Origin of the sequence: Bartonella phoceensis, from assembly GCF_902825145.1 — a bacterium.
Lineage (GTDB): Bacteria > Pseudomonadota > Alphaproteobacteria > Rhizobiales > Rhizobiaceae > Bartonella > Bartonella phoceensis.
Genome location: NZ_CADEAD010000001.1, coordinates 122,807 through 139,569, shown reverse-complemented (window position 1 = coordinate 139,569; position 16,763 = coordinate 122,807). Strand labels below are relative to the sequence as shown.

12 protein-coding genes are annotated in these 16,763 nt (G+C 35.5%); 9 read left to right on the top strand and 3 right to left on the bottom strand.

Going from position 1 to position 16,763, the window contains the following annotated elements:
* Nucleotides 1-624: 624 nt before the first annotated feature.
* Nucleotides 625-930, bottom strand: coding sequence for a BrnA antitoxin family protein (locus J7R07_RS00585; RefSeq protein ID WP_208435020.1), 306 nt, complete (start codon nucleotides 928-930; stop codon nucleotides 625-627).
* Nucleotides 931-5,109: 4,179 nt separating this feature from the next.
* On the opposite strand from J7R07_RS00585, the gene J7R07_RS00580 reads away from it, so the two are divergent.
* From J7R07_RS00580 to lpxK, 8 genes are all read left to right on the top strand, one after another.
* Nucleotides 5,110-5,358, top strand: a complete 249-nt coding sequence (locus J7R07_RS00580) for an EVE domain-containing protein (RefSeq protein WP_208435019.1) — start codon at nucleotides 5,110-5,112, stop codon at nucleotides 5,356-5,358.
* Nucleotides 5,359-5,777: 419 nt separating this feature from the next.
* Nucleotides 5,778-6,227: an SRPBCC family protein gene (locus tag J7R07_RS00575; protein WP_208435018.1), complete on the top strand. Its 450-nt coding sequence runs from the start codon at nucleotides 5,778-5,780 to the stop codon at nucleotides 6,225-6,227.
* 750 nt (nucleotides 6,228-6,977) lie between these two features.
* Nucleotides 6,978-7,139 carry a hypothetical protein gene (locus J7R07_RS00570; RefSeq protein ID WP_208435017.1) on the top strand — a complete coding sequence of 54 codons (162 nt, stop codon included), beginning with the start codon at nucleotides 6,978-6,980 and terminating at the stop codon, nucleotides 7,137-7,139.
* A gap of 204 nt (nucleotides 7,140-7,343) precedes the next feature.
* On the top strand, nucleotides 7,344-8,675 hold the full coding sequence (locus tag J7R07_RS00565) for a TldD/PmbA family protein (protein WP_208435016.1): 1,332 nt from the start codon (nucleotides 7,344-7,346) through the stop codon (nucleotides 8,673-8,675).
* Nucleotides 8,662-9,465 (top strand): 3'(2'),5'-bisphosphate nucleotidase CysQ, encoded by an 804-nt coding sequence (locus J7R07_RS00560; protein ID WP_208435015.1) that lies wholly within the window; start codon nucleotides 8,662-8,664, stop codon nucleotides 9,463-9,465. The genes J7R07_RS00565 and J7R07_RS00560 overlap by 14 nt, the downstream gene beginning before the upstream one ends.
* A 47-nt stretch (nucleotides 9,466-9,512) precedes the next feature.
* Nucleotides 9,513-9,755 carry a DUF4170 domain-containing protein gene (locus J7R07_RS00555; protein ID WP_208435014.1) on the top strand — a complete coding sequence of 81 codons (243 nt, stop codon included), beginning with the start codon at nucleotides 9,513-9,515 and terminating at the stop codon, nucleotides 9,753-9,755.
* 808 nt (nucleotides 9,756-10,563) lie between these two features.
* Nucleotides 10,564-11,886, top strand: a complete 1,323-nt coding sequence (gene waaA / locus J7R07_RS00550) for a lipid IV(A) 3-deoxy-D-manno-octulosonic acid transferase (RefSeq protein WP_208435013.1) — start codon at nucleotides 10,564-10,566, stop codon at nucleotides 11,884-11,886.
* On the top strand, nucleotides 11,876-12,898 hold the full coding sequence (lpxK, locus tag J7R07_RS00545; protein WP_208435012.1) for a tetraacyldisaccharide 4'-kinase: 1,023 nt from the start codon (nucleotides 11,876-11,878) through the stop codon (nucleotides 12,896-12,898). The genes waaA and lpxK overlap by 11 nt, the downstream gene beginning before the upstream one ends.
* A 26-nt stretch (nucleotides 12,899-12,924) precedes the next feature.
* Here lpxK and J7R07_RS00540 read toward each other — a convergent pair whose 3' ends face one another.
* On the bottom strand, nucleotides 12,925-13,161 hold the full coding sequence (locus J7R07_RS00540; protein ID WP_208435011.1) for a DUF2093 domain-containing protein: 237 nt from the start codon (nucleotides 13,159-13,161) through the stop codon (nucleotides 12,925-12,927).
* Nucleotides 13,162-13,282: 121 nt separating this feature from the next.
* Nucleotides 13,283-15,121: a DNA mismatch repair endonuclease MutL gene (gene mutL / locus J7R07_RS00535; protein WP_208435010.1), complete on the bottom strand. Its 1,839-nt coding sequence runs from the start codon at nucleotides 15,119-15,121 to the stop codon at nucleotides 13,283-13,285.
* A 298-nt stretch (nucleotides 15,122-15,419) separates the two neighbouring features.
* On the opposite strand from mutL, the gene J7R07_RS00530 reads away from it, so the two are divergent.
* The gene (locus J7R07_RS00530) at nucleotides 15,420-16,508 is read left to right on the top strand and encodes a 2'-deoxycytidine 5'-triphosphate deaminase (protein WP_208435009.1); all 1,089 of its coding nucleotides are present in this window, start codon (nucleotides 15,420-15,422) and stop codon (nucleotides 16,506-16,508) included.
* The last annotated feature ends 255 nt before the right edge of the window (nucleotides 16,509-16,763 follow it).

Genomic DNA, 16,763 nt, shown 5'->3' with positions numbered 1-16,763 from the left:
TTCGAACGAGAACCAAGACGCAGCAAAATTAATTGGTCTTAGCTCATCAAATAGTACATCAGAAAAAATATGGTAATCTCTATAATTACTTCAACTTCCAGTTAATGCACGACTACAATGCCAAGTCTCTATATGCCAATCATTCGCTAATGCTTCAATAATTTAGTGCAAATCAGCATTTAAAAGACGCCGATGTCGTCCTTTTTTTCATACCTGAAGAGAGCAATATGTTCAATCATCCGCATACAAATCATCAAGTGATCTATTTACAAAATTAAACTTTTCTAAGTTACCATTATCTTGTTGCGCAAAAGCTGCCATGGTTTCTGCATTGGATTGAAATAAGATAGACGGAATAGCTTTATCTTGCGCAATACGCGCCCATCAACACTCCCACAATATCACTTATTGATAAGCTAGAGGCTTTCATAATTCGACTCGTGACATGCTTATTTTTCTTCTGATATGTGCGCCTTAACCCTGCAACTAACAGCTATAAAGACCACCCCCTCTCTTACTTGTCTTTCAAGGTAATACAAGTCACGTCTAACCTCAACCGCAAGCCAACTAGCTTATCATTTTACATCGTAAAGCATCCTTTTTAGAGTGAAGAAGTAATTTGATTTAGCAACCGCTTGCTTTTTTTAAGACTTCACCCATACGCGTTCGCCAATCTTTACCTTGTTTTTTAAAAGAGGCAATAACGTTTGGATCAAGACGTAGAGTAATTGCTTGTTTAGGATATTCAACCGGTGGACGCCCACGTTTACGGCGTTCTACCGTTACATACTTTAAAAGGGAGGTAGGTAAAACGTCTTTATCTGGCTTTAGATGTACAAGTTCTTCATCTGTTAGCGATGAAGAATCCATGGTGTTTGAATCTTCTGTTGTATAGCCACATCCTATTTCAGAGGTTTTTTTGATAGTCATTAAAAATCTCCCTTTCTTTTCATTAGCTCGACGAAAACTGACAATGGACACCACTTTAATAGCACGCTTAGCAAAGATAATAACTGTCGTACCATTAGAAAAATATCCGATAGTTTTCGTGCATTTTGAATGTGTTGAATCAATAAGATCATGCTTCTAATCAAAGTCAATAATATCGGCAAAATAAAGTTGATGTTTAAGAATGTTGAAAGCTCTTTTTGGTTTATCCCACATTATCTTCATACATTTTATGCATAATTTAAATATGGCAATATCAACAAATAAAGTGTACGATAATTTGCATAAACTGTTCAAAATAGAAAAACATAAATAGGAATGATCAGCAGAGTCTCTGGTTTCATAGGCTTATAAAAAAATACCTGTTTCTTCTCATGCAGTTGTTTCTCGATTTAAAATCAGCAAATTTGATACTGGTCTTTTTGAAGATGGTTCCATCAATGAAATTCTTGCAATAGCCATTTGTAATGAAATCCAATGAAGTACCCCCACTTTAGATAAATAACTACAGACAAAGATAAAATAAACTCCACAGATAGCTATCAATGAATGCAAGATCAAATTGAAAAGAACACAAGTTGCACTTGAAAGATTGCACGAAATAACTGTTAATTGAGAAAAATAAAAAAGTAACGTGCGAGTTTGGAAGAACATACTTGACGCCATGTATTCTTCCCATCGCTTCGGTACAGCTACTACTGCCCAAGTTGGTTATAATACTACTCGCGTCTTATAAGCGCCATTGATCATGTCATAGGAGAAGTTCTTTCTTGAATCAAATCGTATTGTAGTTCCTTTTCATGATTCTTTATCTTTCGATTAGAGATATGCGTAACCATGAATCGCTTAAAATTACAATTTATAATATAGAAGTGAACGATGAGTATTATCCTTTTGCATCGTAGATACGATTTTAAATTTAAAAAATGGAAAAGTTGTTGAGCAACTGTTGTGGTTGGATCTTTTAAAAAAAATACAGGTTAATATTGTATTTTTTAAAAAAGATAATCAGATTCTTGATTATTCAAAAATACCTCTGATTAATCAAAAGATAACAAGAACAGAAATTATTTTACAGATTTAAAAGATGCCGTATATAAAAATATTTTCCACATAAAACTGAAGAAATTATCTACTGTTTTTAGGCATACTTTTTTCAGATTTAATTTTAGGATAACTTCCTAAAATAAATCTTTGTGATAATAAGGTGTCTATTGATTTACCGAAGAAGATTGAAAAAAATTAATAGCAATAGGGAAGAGATTACGCTTGAGGCTATAGAGTTTTCTTTATTAAAAATTTATATGCGAATGCCAAACGTAATTTAAAAGAGAACTATCATCTACAACTTTTCACACATAATCGCATTTTTATTACCGAAAGTATAGATAATCTTATCGGTTTTTAAAAATTTGCAGATAAAGGCTGATATATCCTGGTTATATAAGTGGCCAGCATTTAGATGGTAGAATTAATCAAGAAAAAAGCATTTTTCTTTTAAAAATAGCACATTAAAAAATACTTTATGTACTATTGTTGACAGTCTTGTAAATAGCGTTCGTTCTTACTCCAGAAAATGCGGAAGCTGAAAAAGCATATTTAAATAAATTAAAATAATTTTGTAAATTATATCCTTTTTATAACTTTCATAATTACGAAAAATTATTAGATAGATCTCTTACATCTGAAAAGTACACAAGGGTTTTATTTAAGATACTGTATATACATAAGCTTAGGAAAAGAAAAAAATAAAAGAATTGAAAAAATATACCGTAAAATTACTGAAAGAAATGCCAATCCACAAAGCTTTTCCAAGAAAGTTTCTAAACTTGCAAAAGAAATGAAAGATGAAGAAAAAAGTTAGCTAACGGAATAGGTTATGCCTCGTAAAATTACACTTAACATTTACAAGATATATCACTCCAGATCTTTCTACCAAAAAAACCATAGAGGATAAGTACAAAAGAAAACCATCCTGATTTAGCATGTTATGATCAATCCTATGCTCTAGGGCTTGAAAAGCGTTTTGAGATAGAGCTTGACAGGTTGATGTTGATAGGGTCTTTATAAGACATTTGAAAACAAATGTATAAAAAATTCAAATGAATGTGTTTTTCACTGCTATATTATTGCTGATGAAGAAGGCGAACTTAAAGTTCAAATTCTACAAGCTGAGTTTGAAGAACTGATTCAAAAACAAAGTGACAGGATTCTATTGGTGGATACTAAATTAAAGAATGAAGCATTTATTTCTATGTTGCAGATCTCATTTTTAGAAGTGTTAAACAGCATTTTACGTATTCAAAATAATGGCAAATAAAAAACTAAAGGTTTGTGTCAAAATCATAAGGAGTCTCTCTAATAAGGCTGTTTTTAGACACTTACAATATTTGGAAAATCTTACGTAAATGTACATTGATCACTTCGCATACCTTTTAGATATGGCTAAAAATTAAATTTGTCTGTAGGTTATTTTCTGTAGAGATTGGCAAAAAGCCTGTGCTAGAAAAGTAAAAGAAAAGCAAGTGTTTTTTGTAAGGTTTTTACAATAAAATCTTATGATCCTTTTCATGGTACAATTGTTGCTATGTTTATTAGAAATTTGAAGTATTTTTCACGATAGATCTTAGAAAAATCCTAAAAATAAGCAGAAAAAGTTGACAAGAAAGCATGCACTTTTTAGAACCCATCTTGGAAGTATCCTATTTTTTGCGTTATTTTGAAATGACAGATGCCTATTATTTTAACAGAATACGCCGTTGTTTTAAAAAATCCGTTTGTAGTAAGCTTGTGTCACTGAGCTCTGAGTGAGCAAGAACAGTTTTAGCAACTTCAAATGGTGTTTACACTGTTTCTGCTATCCAACTCCTATGAGCTTAAATAAAAACCATGGAGACAACAGATTAAGCTGTAAAGTGTTTTGTATATTTTCCGTACTTGCATCAAAAACTGGAAGCCTTTAAGATCAGGAAACAGAAAGTAATTTTTCTTAAAGAAGAGAGATTTTTCAACCATTTTTAAGGCTTTATCATTCAGTGTCATGCGAAAATCTTAAACTTTCCTTACACTCCCTTTACTATTTTCTTTTAATATCACCCATATATTTTTATCAATTTACTCAAGATGCAAATATCACAATGAATACAATCGTTCTCCAGTTAAAATTAGTAACTTCAGTGCTAAATTTGACTGGAGATCATCCTCTGAATTTTGATAGAAAACTAGAATTTCTTGTCATGACATAGCAAAAATCTTTATTGGTGTAGCACGTTGTTTTTTAAAAGAGCGCGTGTTTTCATACACACTTTTAGATCACTATCTCAGTCAAGAGCTGCAACATATTTCACGCAATATTGATAAGATTAAGTGCTTTTCGCGCTGATCTGCTTTTTTATACCAAAATGAAGCAAAAACATTACGAATGATATGCGCTGTGAATTCTTTTTATAGAAAAAATATCTATCTGTAGAATAACGTATAAATCTAGTGGAAAAAAACCAGCAATCGTTTTTGCCTTTATTCTCTAACTCAGCTTTTTTGCTTTCAAAAATTACTAGAAATTTCTTTAAAGATATTGCTTTGCTGTTTTAAAATATTTTGCTCTCGCAATACAATAGGATCATTGTTCTCCTTAAAAATATCACTATAATGTCCAGAAAACTTGTGCACTTCTTTTAAAAAAATTTTCGTAATAGAACCAAATCCTATTTTACAGTACTTATGGTAGTATCTATCATGAAAAAACTAAGAATGCATAGTTTTTTCAAACACTCAATCATAAACCTACCTCATCACAGTATTTATTCTAAGGATACATCTTTACAAATGATACTGATAACCTTTGCTCCACTTTCACTTTAATTCAAATTCTCGTCCACCTTTGCACACATCACCTGTCCACCTTTTAGATCACCTTTAATTTTTGATATGAGATTTTTTCTCTGAATACTTATTTTTATTGGATTATAAAAAGTTATGGGTATCAATATGTTCTTGCGTATCTTTATATAATTCGAACCTCGTTTCTAAAATTTTGTTCTGCCTAGTTCTTTCCATCCTTCAGCAGTGCGGAAAGCTCTCCCTGGTTATTGGATCACTTTTGAAAAGGTATTCCACTCAGTGGAGAAAGTATTGCTCACTTGGTGAAAAAGTGAATATGAAATGAAACATTGGATAGTCGTGATTTCCCAAGAGCATGCCCGCCTTACTGCTGAATTTGGCTTTCTTCAAGTCTTTCATGGTAAGGCTGGACCACTTCAAAAAACATCTAAGGGAGATGAAGCATTTATTTACTGTCCACGCTGCAAAACGGGTACTAGACAGGTTCTTCAAACGTTAGAATTTCAGTGTATATTTAAGGATAACCACATTTATCAAGTAGAGCAAGCGCCTCATTTTTTGCCTTTTTGAAAAGGTATTATTTTTAATAAACAAGCAAAATCTGTTGTTTTGAAAAAGATTCAAGGGCTTGAATTTTTAATCTATCCTCATTGAAAAATGTTAGCGCGACGAGTTTTTTGAAATTACAGCTTACGATGCAGCCCGAATTCGCGAGGTAATGGGGATTTATGACGGCTAATTCTTTAACTGTTTTGGTGATTTTTTGTTTTTGCTCAAACATCTCAAGAAGCCTTCTTTGAGAAACTGAACAGCTTTGTTCATTAAGGAATGATCTAAAATAAGTGATCGTGATCCACTTATTCTTTGATTATAATAATGCTGTTCAGGACCAAACTTGAGGGAAAAGTATCTTAAATTTAACAGTTTTTTTAGCCTAAATATTGATGTATTTAAAATGGGAATTTTTTGTAAAATAAAAGAGGACTTTCATGTTTAGATGGGTACATAGTGAAGAAATTAATACAGAAGCAAGTGCTGAGCAGATTTGGGCTATGTGGGAAGATGTAGAAACATGGCCTTGCTGGGACCACGAACTTGAGTGGGTAAAGCTTTCCGGTACTTTCAAAGAAGGAACTGTAGGACGTATGAAACCTAAAAAAGGACCAATAGTAACCTTTACGCTTAATAAAGTTGTAAAAAACGTTTGTTTTTCTGATTATGCTAAACTTCCTCTTACGCGTATAATTTTCAATCATGAGTATATTTGTTCAAAAAAAACTGATGCTTCAAATAATACAATTCGTCATACTGTGACGATGTCTGGCTTACTCTCTCCTTTATTTGGAATGATTATTGGATCAAAAATTAAGTTACATCTTCGGGATGCGATGCTTGAAATGAGCCAGCGTGCTCTTACTGGCAATAAAACTCTTTCGTAGTGATGATTAATATAAAGAAATTGATATTTTTCAAAAAGAAACGATGTAGGCGTTATAGCCTATGTGAGAATGAAGTCCTTTATAACCATAGATATTTTATACCCCTCCAGAAAACATTTTTATGTTTTTAAACCTCATCAAACTCTTATGTAAAATCCATTCTACACTAAAGCTTTTATAAAAAGCACTTTATTCTATCTATTATGTCCATCTCTTCAAAAAATGGTTGTTTTTTTTTATGTGTGGAGATGTCTCGTTACCTAACATAGATCTCTGAGTCTGTTTAAAGGGATTATAACCTATAATTCTGCTATCATTAATTGAATCTATATATGATATGCTGATTTCGGCACTGGATTGAGACACAGATATTATAGAAGAAGCTAATTAGCCTTTTGCTTTAATAATATAGTAACCAATTAATTACGGTGCATAAAAAAGACACGATACTGTTATCATTTTCCCGATAGTCGCTAAAAAGAATGCCATGATTACAACTTATTTTCAATAGATATAAACGATAGAGATTTTGGGCTGACGTCCTATGCAGGATTAAGGAAATATATAACTGCTGCTGTTGGTAAGATCATAATGAGAGAAGTGATCTTTTACACTTTCTGTAATCTTTGTTTCATTCAGAAGATTGTTATGTTCGTGAAACAAAGAGCTCGTAAGCATCAAGAAAGAGTATTATAGTAAAATGTTTCTTGTACTTGCGTGAGAATTAAAGAATCTTATAGGCAAGATAACATGAAAATTGGTTTAGCATTTAGTGGCCAAGGGGTATGTGGTTTAGAATATCTGCCGATTATTGGAATACTTGAATATTTGAGCTTAAATCCAAGTATTATCCATTGTATAGTTTCCTCTTTTTGGGATTTAAATGTGGATTTAGCTTGCTTCATGATATGAAGTGTATTGGAATAGTGGAAGTAAAAAATTGAGAACATATTGCACCTTTGTGAAAAGGCGCTAAAAGAGAATCGCTTGTTTCATCGAAGAAAAAAGTGCTTAATACCGCGTGATTTTTTACTGATAAGCATACAGGCGCTATACTTTGTATAAATTTGCCAAATGGCTTAACCACATGAATGTTAATATTTAAGGGAGTCCATAATGACTGACAAAAACCAGATTGATAAAGCTGCTTCACTCGTTGAATCGGCAAGACGTTCTGGGGCAGATGCTGCTGATGCTATTATTGTTCGCGCACATTCTACCAATGTATCGGTTCGTTTTGGAAAAGTTGAATCGACAGAATCTTCAGAGAGTAATGATTTCACCTTAAGAGTTTTTGTCGGTAAAAAAGTAGCAAGTGTTTCTGCTAATTTAGCGGCTTACCCGCAAAAACTTGCAGAGCGTGCTGTTGCGATGGCAAAAGCTTCTCCTGATAGTTTATTTGAAGGATTGGCAGATAAAGAGTCTTTGGTTACACATCCTAAAGATCTTGATCTTTTTGATGATTTTGTTCCACACAGTCATTTTCTAACAGACGATGCTTTGAAAATGGAAGCAGCAGCTCTTGATGTTAAAGGAGTGAGCAATTCTGGTGGGGCCACGACAGCTTATGGTCGTAGCGGATTTGTCCTTGTGACAAGCGATGGTTTTTGTGGAGCCTATCACTCCAGTTATTTTTCACGTTCTTGCAGTGCGCTTGCTGGTGAAGGCACAGCAATGGAGCGCGATTATGATTATACAACTGCACTACATTTTTCTGATTTGGAAGCAGCAGAAACTGTGGGAAGAAATGCAGGTGTTGGAGCAGTTCGACGCTTAGGAGCAGTTCGTGCTGCTACAGGAACTGTAGATGTTATTTTTGATCCGCGTGTGGCTCGTGGAATTGCAGGGCATATCGCATCTATGGTTAATGGAGCATCGGTGGCACGTAAAACGAGTCTTTTACAAAATCTCTTGGGAAAAGCGGTGATGAAACCGCATGTTAATGTGACAGACCAACCTCTGCGCTTACGTGGAAATGCTTCTCGACCTTTCGATGGAGAAGGAGTAGAAGGGCAAACGCTCAATATTATTGAAAATGGTATTTTAAAATACTGGCTCCTTTCATCATCTTCAGCTCGTGAATTAGGGCTTAAAACCAATGGTCACGGTGTACGTTCAGCGTCATCTGTTCAACCGTCCAGCACTAATTTTGCTATTGAACCGGGTTTAATATCGCCTTATGATATGGTAAAAGGTTTGCAAAGCGGGTTTTATGTCACAGAATTATTCGGGCATGGTATTGATTTTGTCACGGGTCAGTATAGTCGTGGAGCTTCTGGTTTTTGGATTGAAAACGGTGAAATCACTTATCCAGTAAGCGAGGTAACACTAGGTTCTGATTTACTCCATATGTTAGCACATTTGACACCAGCAAGCGATATTGATCGGCGTTATGGTATAGCAGCTCCAACATTATTAATTGAAGGGATGACACTTGCAGGAAAATAACACGCATCATTCTTCTGATTTAAACCTTTTGCTTGATGTTTGTCGAGAGGCAGGAGATTTAGCAATGAGGTATTTTGGGTGTGCGTTGGATGTTTGGATGAAAGAAGGCAATTCACCGGTTAGTGAAGCAGATTTCGCAGTTGATCGCTTTTTGAAGGAAAAACTTCTTGGAGCACGACCGGATTATGGATGGATTTCAGAGGAAACAAAAGATGACCGAGGGCGAAAAGCTTATGCGCGCTACTTTGTGGTTGACCCTATTGATGGAACGCGTGGTTTTCTTTCTGGCAGCACTTCTTGGTGTATTTCGGTTGCTATTATTGAGAACGAGCGTCCTATTGTAGGTGTTGTGCAATGTCCAGCTCAGGAGGATGTTTATGCAGCTGTTACGGGTAGAGGAGCAACATTAAATGACGTAGAGATTCCTCTTTTATTCTCTCAAACAAATAGAAAATATAAAGTCTCAATTGATAAATCGTTAGCACAAAAATTGCCGGATGATTTTTGCAATCGGGTCAGTTTTTATCGCCACATTCCCTCTCTTGCATATCGTATTGTTCTTGTTGCTCAAAATGAGATCGATATCGTATTAGTTCGCCCAAATTGTCATGCGTGGGATATTGCTGCAGCTGATCTTATTTTACAGGAATGCGGAGGATGTTTTCTATCCCTTGATGCACCTTTTATATCTTACGGCATTGAACATTATCAGTACGGACTTTTAATCGCTGGAAAAAATAATTGCTGTCAGGAGGTGATAGGTGTTGTTCGTCAAGCAAAGTTAGTTTAACCACATAAAAAAACGCGCTAAAATCTCTTAATGATATGGAGGCACATATGTCTGAAGCCAACGAAAAAAAACAGTATTTGCATCTTGTATTTGGTGGAGAATTGAAAAATCTTAGTAGTAACCAATTTAAGAATATTGATGAGTTAGATGTGGTTGGTATTTTTCCAGACTACCAATCCGCCCAAGAGGCATGGCAGGCGAAAGCACAAAGTAGTGTAGATAACGCATTACAACGTTATTACATTGTAGACTTGCATCGGCTTCTTGACACTGAAACAACCGATAAATAAGAAATTCCAAGTATTCAATCATTATTTTTCTATGTTATCTGAGTAAAAAAAGAGAAAGATTGAATGTTCGGATGAGTAAAAAAATCCAAAAAAATAATACATTTTAAAGAGTTTTTAACGAGGAAATTAATCTTTACTGACAAAACAGTATTCGTATAGTTTTTTATCGCGTGGAAAGTTTATTTTCATTTTGCTTATTGAATAAATTTGCAGTTGAAAAATTGAGATAATGTTGCAAAAATAGAGAATGTTTGTTATTTATTTCCTTATCACTTTTTGCATGGACAGCATATCCGAGATCTCTTTTTTTATTTTCAAAATAAAAAAGTTGTTGCCACATTTTTTTGTTCTACTCACCAAAAAATCAATGTTTAATTTACAAAAAAATAAGAGCTTAAATTTATGTATCGTTCGAGAAAACGAGGCAATACCTTATGTCCATCATGATTCTTATGGAAACTTTTAACATTCAAAATGCTCTTTAGTCTGATAAAAGATACTATACTTGTGGATATAAAGGGCGTAGAATACGAAAATAGATTATTTTATTCGCTAAATTATTTATCTGTCCTATCATATTTTGTGTATATGCATTTCCATGGGAGAAAGTTCTTGAAAAGATAGGGAATAAAAGCGCGATTCTCTTTCCCGATAATCCTCTCACAAGTGTAGTGTTTTTTGTGGACTAAAATGTGAAAGATATCTTTCTATTCGCTGGAAAAAAAATGAATGCAATAAATGGGAGTGATGAATCTTTTAATAGAAAAAGTTTATAGACATCTCAAAACAGATAAATGAAGTGGTTTTCATGATGGAACTAAAAGCACATGTAGCTCTTTTAATCTATCGGATATTTGGTTTTTGCTTACGTCCTATTATACCCTTTTATTTGTTTCTTCGTACTGTACGTGGAAAAGAAGAACGAGGTCGCCAAAAAGAGCGTTTGGGTAAAAGCCAGAAGGAGCGACCTCAAAGCCCATTAATCTGGTTACATGCAGCAAGTGTTGGAGAAACCCTCGCTCTTGTTCCGCTCATTGATTATATTTTGTCATTAAAAATCAATATATTATTAACAACATGTACTGTGACATCTTCTTCCCTCGTAAAAAAGCATTTTAGAAATCAGTTAATTCATCAGTATGCTCCATTGGATTTAGACTTGGCAGTACGCCGTTTTATTCATTATTGGAAGCCTGATCTAGCACTGACTTGTGAATCGGAAATTTGGCCTTTACGTATTAAAGAGCTTGCTAAAATGCGCATTCCACAGATTTTGGTAAATGCCCATATGTCCGAACGAACTTTTAAAGCTTGGCAAAAGCGCCCTTTTCTTGTCAAACATATTTTTAAGCATATCGATTTAGCTATTGGTCAAAACGAAAAAGATGTCGCTTATTACCATGCACTTGGAGTAAAATCTGTTGCGTTTTCTGGTAATCTTAAGGCTAATGTTTTACCGGCTGAAAATCAAGAATTGCTTACATATTATCGGAGTGCTATTGGCAATCGCCCGGTTTGGGCAGCTATTTCAACCCACGAAGGGGAAGAAGAAATTGCTTTTGAGGTCCATCAGATTCTTAAAAATTATTTGCCAAATTTATTGACAATTATTGTTCCTCGCCATCCTGAACGGTTGGAAGACCTTGTCAAGAAATGTGACAATAAAGGGTTGCGTTTTATCCGTAGAAGCAGCAATATTGTTCCAGATGCCAATACAGACATTTTGTGGGGTGATACGATTGGGGAGATAGCGCTTTTTCTTCGCTTATCAAAAGTTTCTTTTATTGGTAAGTCATTATGTGAGGATGGTGGACACAATCCATTGGAGTTAGCTTTACTTGGTTCAGCGATTTTAACAGGCCCCTATGTCTCAAATTTTCAAGAGATGTTTGAAGAATTTTTAATGCGTGATGCAGCATATATGATTCAAAATACAAAACAGCTTGCTATACAAGTGTATAAACTTTTAACAAATGAAGTATTTCGACAAGAAATGGCTGATAGAGCCTATGAAGTTGCAACAGGGATGGCAGGTGCACTAGAGCGCACATTAAAGGTTCTTGATCCCTTTTTGCAACCTCTTGTAATACAAACAGGGTTAAACCAAAATCAGGATAACTATGCACATTAGCGCGCCGCATTTTTGGTGGAAAGATAAAAGCTTTTTGCGTACTCTGTTAACACCAGTTTCGTGGGGTTATGGCTATTTTTTACATCGCCGTATGACAAGAGAGCTTCCCGTTATCGATCTTCCTGTCTTGTGTATTGGTAATTTTACATGTGGTGGTGCTGGTAAAACGCCCGTTGTTATCGCTTTTGCTCAAGTGGCTAAAGAACTTGGTTTTGTACCTGGTGTTGTATCGCGTGGTTATGGTGGAACAATTAAGGAAGTACATATTGTAAATAAGGAATATGATAATGCACGCGATGTTGGAGATGAAGCACTTTTACTTCTACAGCATGCCCTTGTGGCTATCTCAGCCGATCGTTATGCAGCAGCACAACGACTCAAGCAAGAAGGATGTAATCTTATTTTAATGGACGATGGTTTTCAAAGCCGTCGTCTTTATATGGACTATGCATTGCTTGTTGTAGATGCATTGCGTGGTTTTGGTAATGGAGCTGTTTTTCCAGCAGGACCTTTGCGTGCACCCTTAAAAACACAGCTTTCTTTGACGGATAGTATTTTATTGTTTGGTCATTCGGATGCGTGTGATAAGATTACTTCCCTTGTCACAAATACTGGAAAACCTTCGCATCATGCACATCTCAAATCATTCGCATCTGGGGAGGTTGCAGGAAAATCATTTTTGGCATTTGCAGGTATTGGTAATCCAGATAAATTTTTCAAATCTATTAAAGAACTCTCCGGTCATGTGGTGCAAACTTATTCTTATCCTGACCACTATTTTTTTACCGACACCGATTTAAAAAAACTTGCACAAAAGGCTAAAATGCAAAATTTATGGCTAGCTACAACTGCCAAGGATTATGCACGTATACAAACAAGTAGTGTACAAAAAGACTTAAAAAATCTTATTGTATTTGATGTCAGCGTTGATTTTGCTCAAAAAGATTTTTGCCGTATACTCCTTGAAGAGGTGATGCATCGTTTTAGAGAGCGTAGACATCTCTCCTTTTAAGAAGCGAATTTGTAGCTTTCAGTAGGTTATTTTTTCTGTGTTTCTAACAATTTGTTAAGATATGGATTGCATTCAAGTTCGCGATGATAGGAAATTTCACAACTCGCATATGCTTCTTGGCGATGATGATTCCAATATTTTAAATCGTCTATTGGGATTTTTTGTCCACTGACAGCACAAAAGGTATAGGTTCCATATTCTATGATTTTATATCCATTATTAGAATAATGAATTTTTGCTTCGCGTTCATTACTGGAAAACACTTTTTATACTCCCTTTCTATTCTTATGAGATGTTATACAAGTAAAGTGCCATAAGATACCTTAATAAAGCCGATAGTGAATTAAAAAATATTTCTTTCTTGCTAAAGTGGGGAAGAGAAATTTATTTCCTACCAAAAAGCCTCTCTATATCAGCCAATTTGAGTTCAATATAAGTGGGGCGTCCATGATTACACGTTCCCGTATTAGGCGTTTCTTCTATTTGTCGTAACAGTGCATTCATTTCTTCAGGGCGTAAAAGACGCCCAGATCGTATGGAACTATGACAGGCCATAGTCGCTGCAACATAATCAAGCATTGCTTTTAAATTGTCTGTAGTATCATATTCAGCAGCCTCATCTGCGAGATCTTTAATGAGGGCTTGTACATCGATCTCTCCTAACATGGAGGGTGTTTCACGTACAACGATTGCACCCGGTCCAAATGGTTCTATACACAAGCCAAATTTCTGCAAAGCATCTTTATGCGTTAAAAGGCATGTTGCATCTTCTTCAGAGAGTTCTACAATTTCAGGGATAAGCAACAATTGTGAGGGAAGTGGTTTGGAATAAAGCGCATTCTTGAGTGCTTCATAAACCAATCGTTCATGTGCAGCATGCTGATCAACAATAATCAAACTATCTTTGGTTTGAGCAATAATATAGTTTTTATGAATTTGTGCCCTGGCTGCTCCTAGTGGATAAGATAATTCTTCTGGTGAAGGTGCCGTACTTGAAATGTAAGTATCACCACTTGGTGTATCTAAACCGTCTATAAGAGGAGTAGCATCTTCTTCTAAACCAAAAGAGTTGATAATATCCAATGGCTTATGAAGCATTGATGCGGATGCAAAATGATGGGGCTGTGAACTGTAAGAAGAAGGTGAATGTGTATTTTTAAAAGTTTTCAATGGCTGTTGTATCTGAAATGCAGCCAACATTGCTTCAGAACGCGTTGAAGTAGGACGAACACCCGTCTGATGCAATGCTTCACGAATTGCTCCAACGATTAAACCGCGAATGAGCCCTGAATCACGGAATCGTACATCTGCTTTGGCAGGGTGGACGTTAACATCTACATCAGCAGGTGGTAGATCAATAAAAAGAATAGATACAGGATAACGATCCCGTGTCATAACATCAGCATAGGCTCCTCGAATTGCTCCCCAGAGAAATTTATCGTGCACTGGACGCCCATTTACATAAGAAAATTGATGAAGGCTATTGCTACGGTTGAAGGATGGTAAACAAGCAAATCCAGTCAAACGAACTGATTCGCGTTCAGCATTCAGTGCGATACTGTTGGGAGCAAATTCTTTCCCCATAATTTGCGTAATACGTTGTAATTGTCCTTGGATATTATTTTCCGTAGCAGGTAATTCCATAGAAGTTCTATCTGAGCCTGAAAGGGAAAAACGGATATGCGGAAATGCGATAGCAATTCGTTTAATCATATCAGTAATCGCATTCATTTCAGCACGGTCCGTTTTCATAAATTTGAGCCGTGCTGGAGTGACAAAAAAAAGGTCACGAACTTCAACAATCGTTCCGCAATTTGCGGCAGCTGGTTTGGGGCCAATAACTTTTCCTGCTGTAACAGTAATTTCAGCAGCATTATCAGCATCCCGGGTTCGTGAAGTGAGTTTAAGTTTAGCAACAGAACCAATAGATGGTAAAGCCTCTCCTCGAAACCCAAGGAAACAAATATTGTGCACATTATCAGTAATTTTTGAGGTACAATGGCGAGAAACTGCTAATGTCAACTGATCTGCAGGAATACCACAGCCGTTATCACAGACCTTTATAAAGTTCTTCCCACCATTTGCTGTAACAATTTCGATTCGGGTTGCTCCAGCATCAATAGCGTTTTCAACAAGTTCTTTAACAACATTTGCTGGTCGTTCGATAACTTCACCGGCAGCAATTTGATTAATAATATTTTCGCTAAGATGGCGTATGATCATAATAAATTATACAAAGATTCCTGCGGATTCTATGAGAGATTTGAATTATGATAGCATTATTTGTGTAACATTCAAGAATGGAATTGTGTAAGATATTATTCACAAAATAACTCTTATATTTACTTTCCGGAATGTTGCACCAAGTACTGTTTCGTCGCTTATAGTGTTTTCATGTAGATTGTAGCAACAAATTTATTAGCAAAACCAGAGGAGAATTGTTGTTGTCGCCTTAAAACAGCTTGCACTCATCAATCATCTGAGCCAAAAAGAAATGAAGTAAAAATGGAAGGCAGAACATATGGTGCGTGTGAGCGGTATTTTGGCAAATAGTGATATACAAGTTTTGATTGATAATAGCATTCTCAAGGCTCTTTGGCCATTTGATGCAGCCCAAATACAACCTGCAAGTCTTGATCTTCGTTTAGGAGATAAAGCCTATCGTATACGTTCTTCCTTTATGCCGGGCGCTGATGTAAAAGTTTTAGATAAAATCGAACGGTTAAAATTACACGAATTTGATTTGCGAGATGGAGCAGTTTTGGAAACAGGATGTGTTTATATAGTTCCTCTTTTAGAAAGTTTGGCTTTACCGGAAACTTTATCGGCCGTTGCAAATCCAAAAAGTTCTACCGGGCGATTAGATATTTTTACACGTGTGATTACCGATAACGCGCGGGAATTTGATAAGATTTATGCCGGTTACCATGGCCCACTCTATCTTGAAATGAGTCCACGCACATTTCCAATTTTGGTGCGTACCGGTTCGCGTTTATCTCAACTTCGATTTCGCAAAGGATACAGTTATTTAAATGAAATTGAGTTGCATGCTTTGCATACAAATGAAACACTAATATCGGATGATTTGCCTAATATTAGCGCAGGTGGTATTGGGATTTCAATTAATTTGAAAGGGGATGAAAATGGACTTGTAGGCTATCGTGGTAAACGCCATACAAATATTATTGATATTGATAAACACGCTATTGTGGATATTCTAGATTTTTGGGAGCCTCTTTTTAACCGTGGTCAAAGGGAATTGATTCTTGATCCTGATGAGTTCTATATCTTAGTTTCGCGAGAATCTGTCCATGTTCCCCCGCTTTACGCAGCTGAAATGACCCCTTTTGATCCTTTAGTTGGTGAATTCAGAGTGCATTATGCAGGTTTTTTTGACCCAGGCTTTGGGCATATGGAAGCTGGTGGAAAAGGAGCAAAAGCAGTTTTGGAAGTCCGCAGCCGTGAGGTTCCATTTATCTTAGAACATGGTCAAATTATTGGTCGTTTAGTATATGAACATATGCTCAATAGGCCGTCTATACTATACGGGCATAATGCTGGATCACATTATCAAGCGCAAGAATTAAAGTTATCTAAACATTTTAAATGATTTGAAGATACGAGTGTTGATAAAGTCTTTGCAAGAAGCATATATATCAACCTCATTTTCATAAATATGATACACTGTTAATGTGTTCATTTCTCAAATTGGATATGCGAAATTGGTTGTTAGCATTCGTTTTATTTTTAAAAATTGAAATAAAAATTATTCTGTACTCTTTTCATATCAAATATCGTTAAAAAATGCGAAAGTAAGTTATCAGTGATAGAACAGTAAATATCTGAAAAAAAGATGATATTTTTT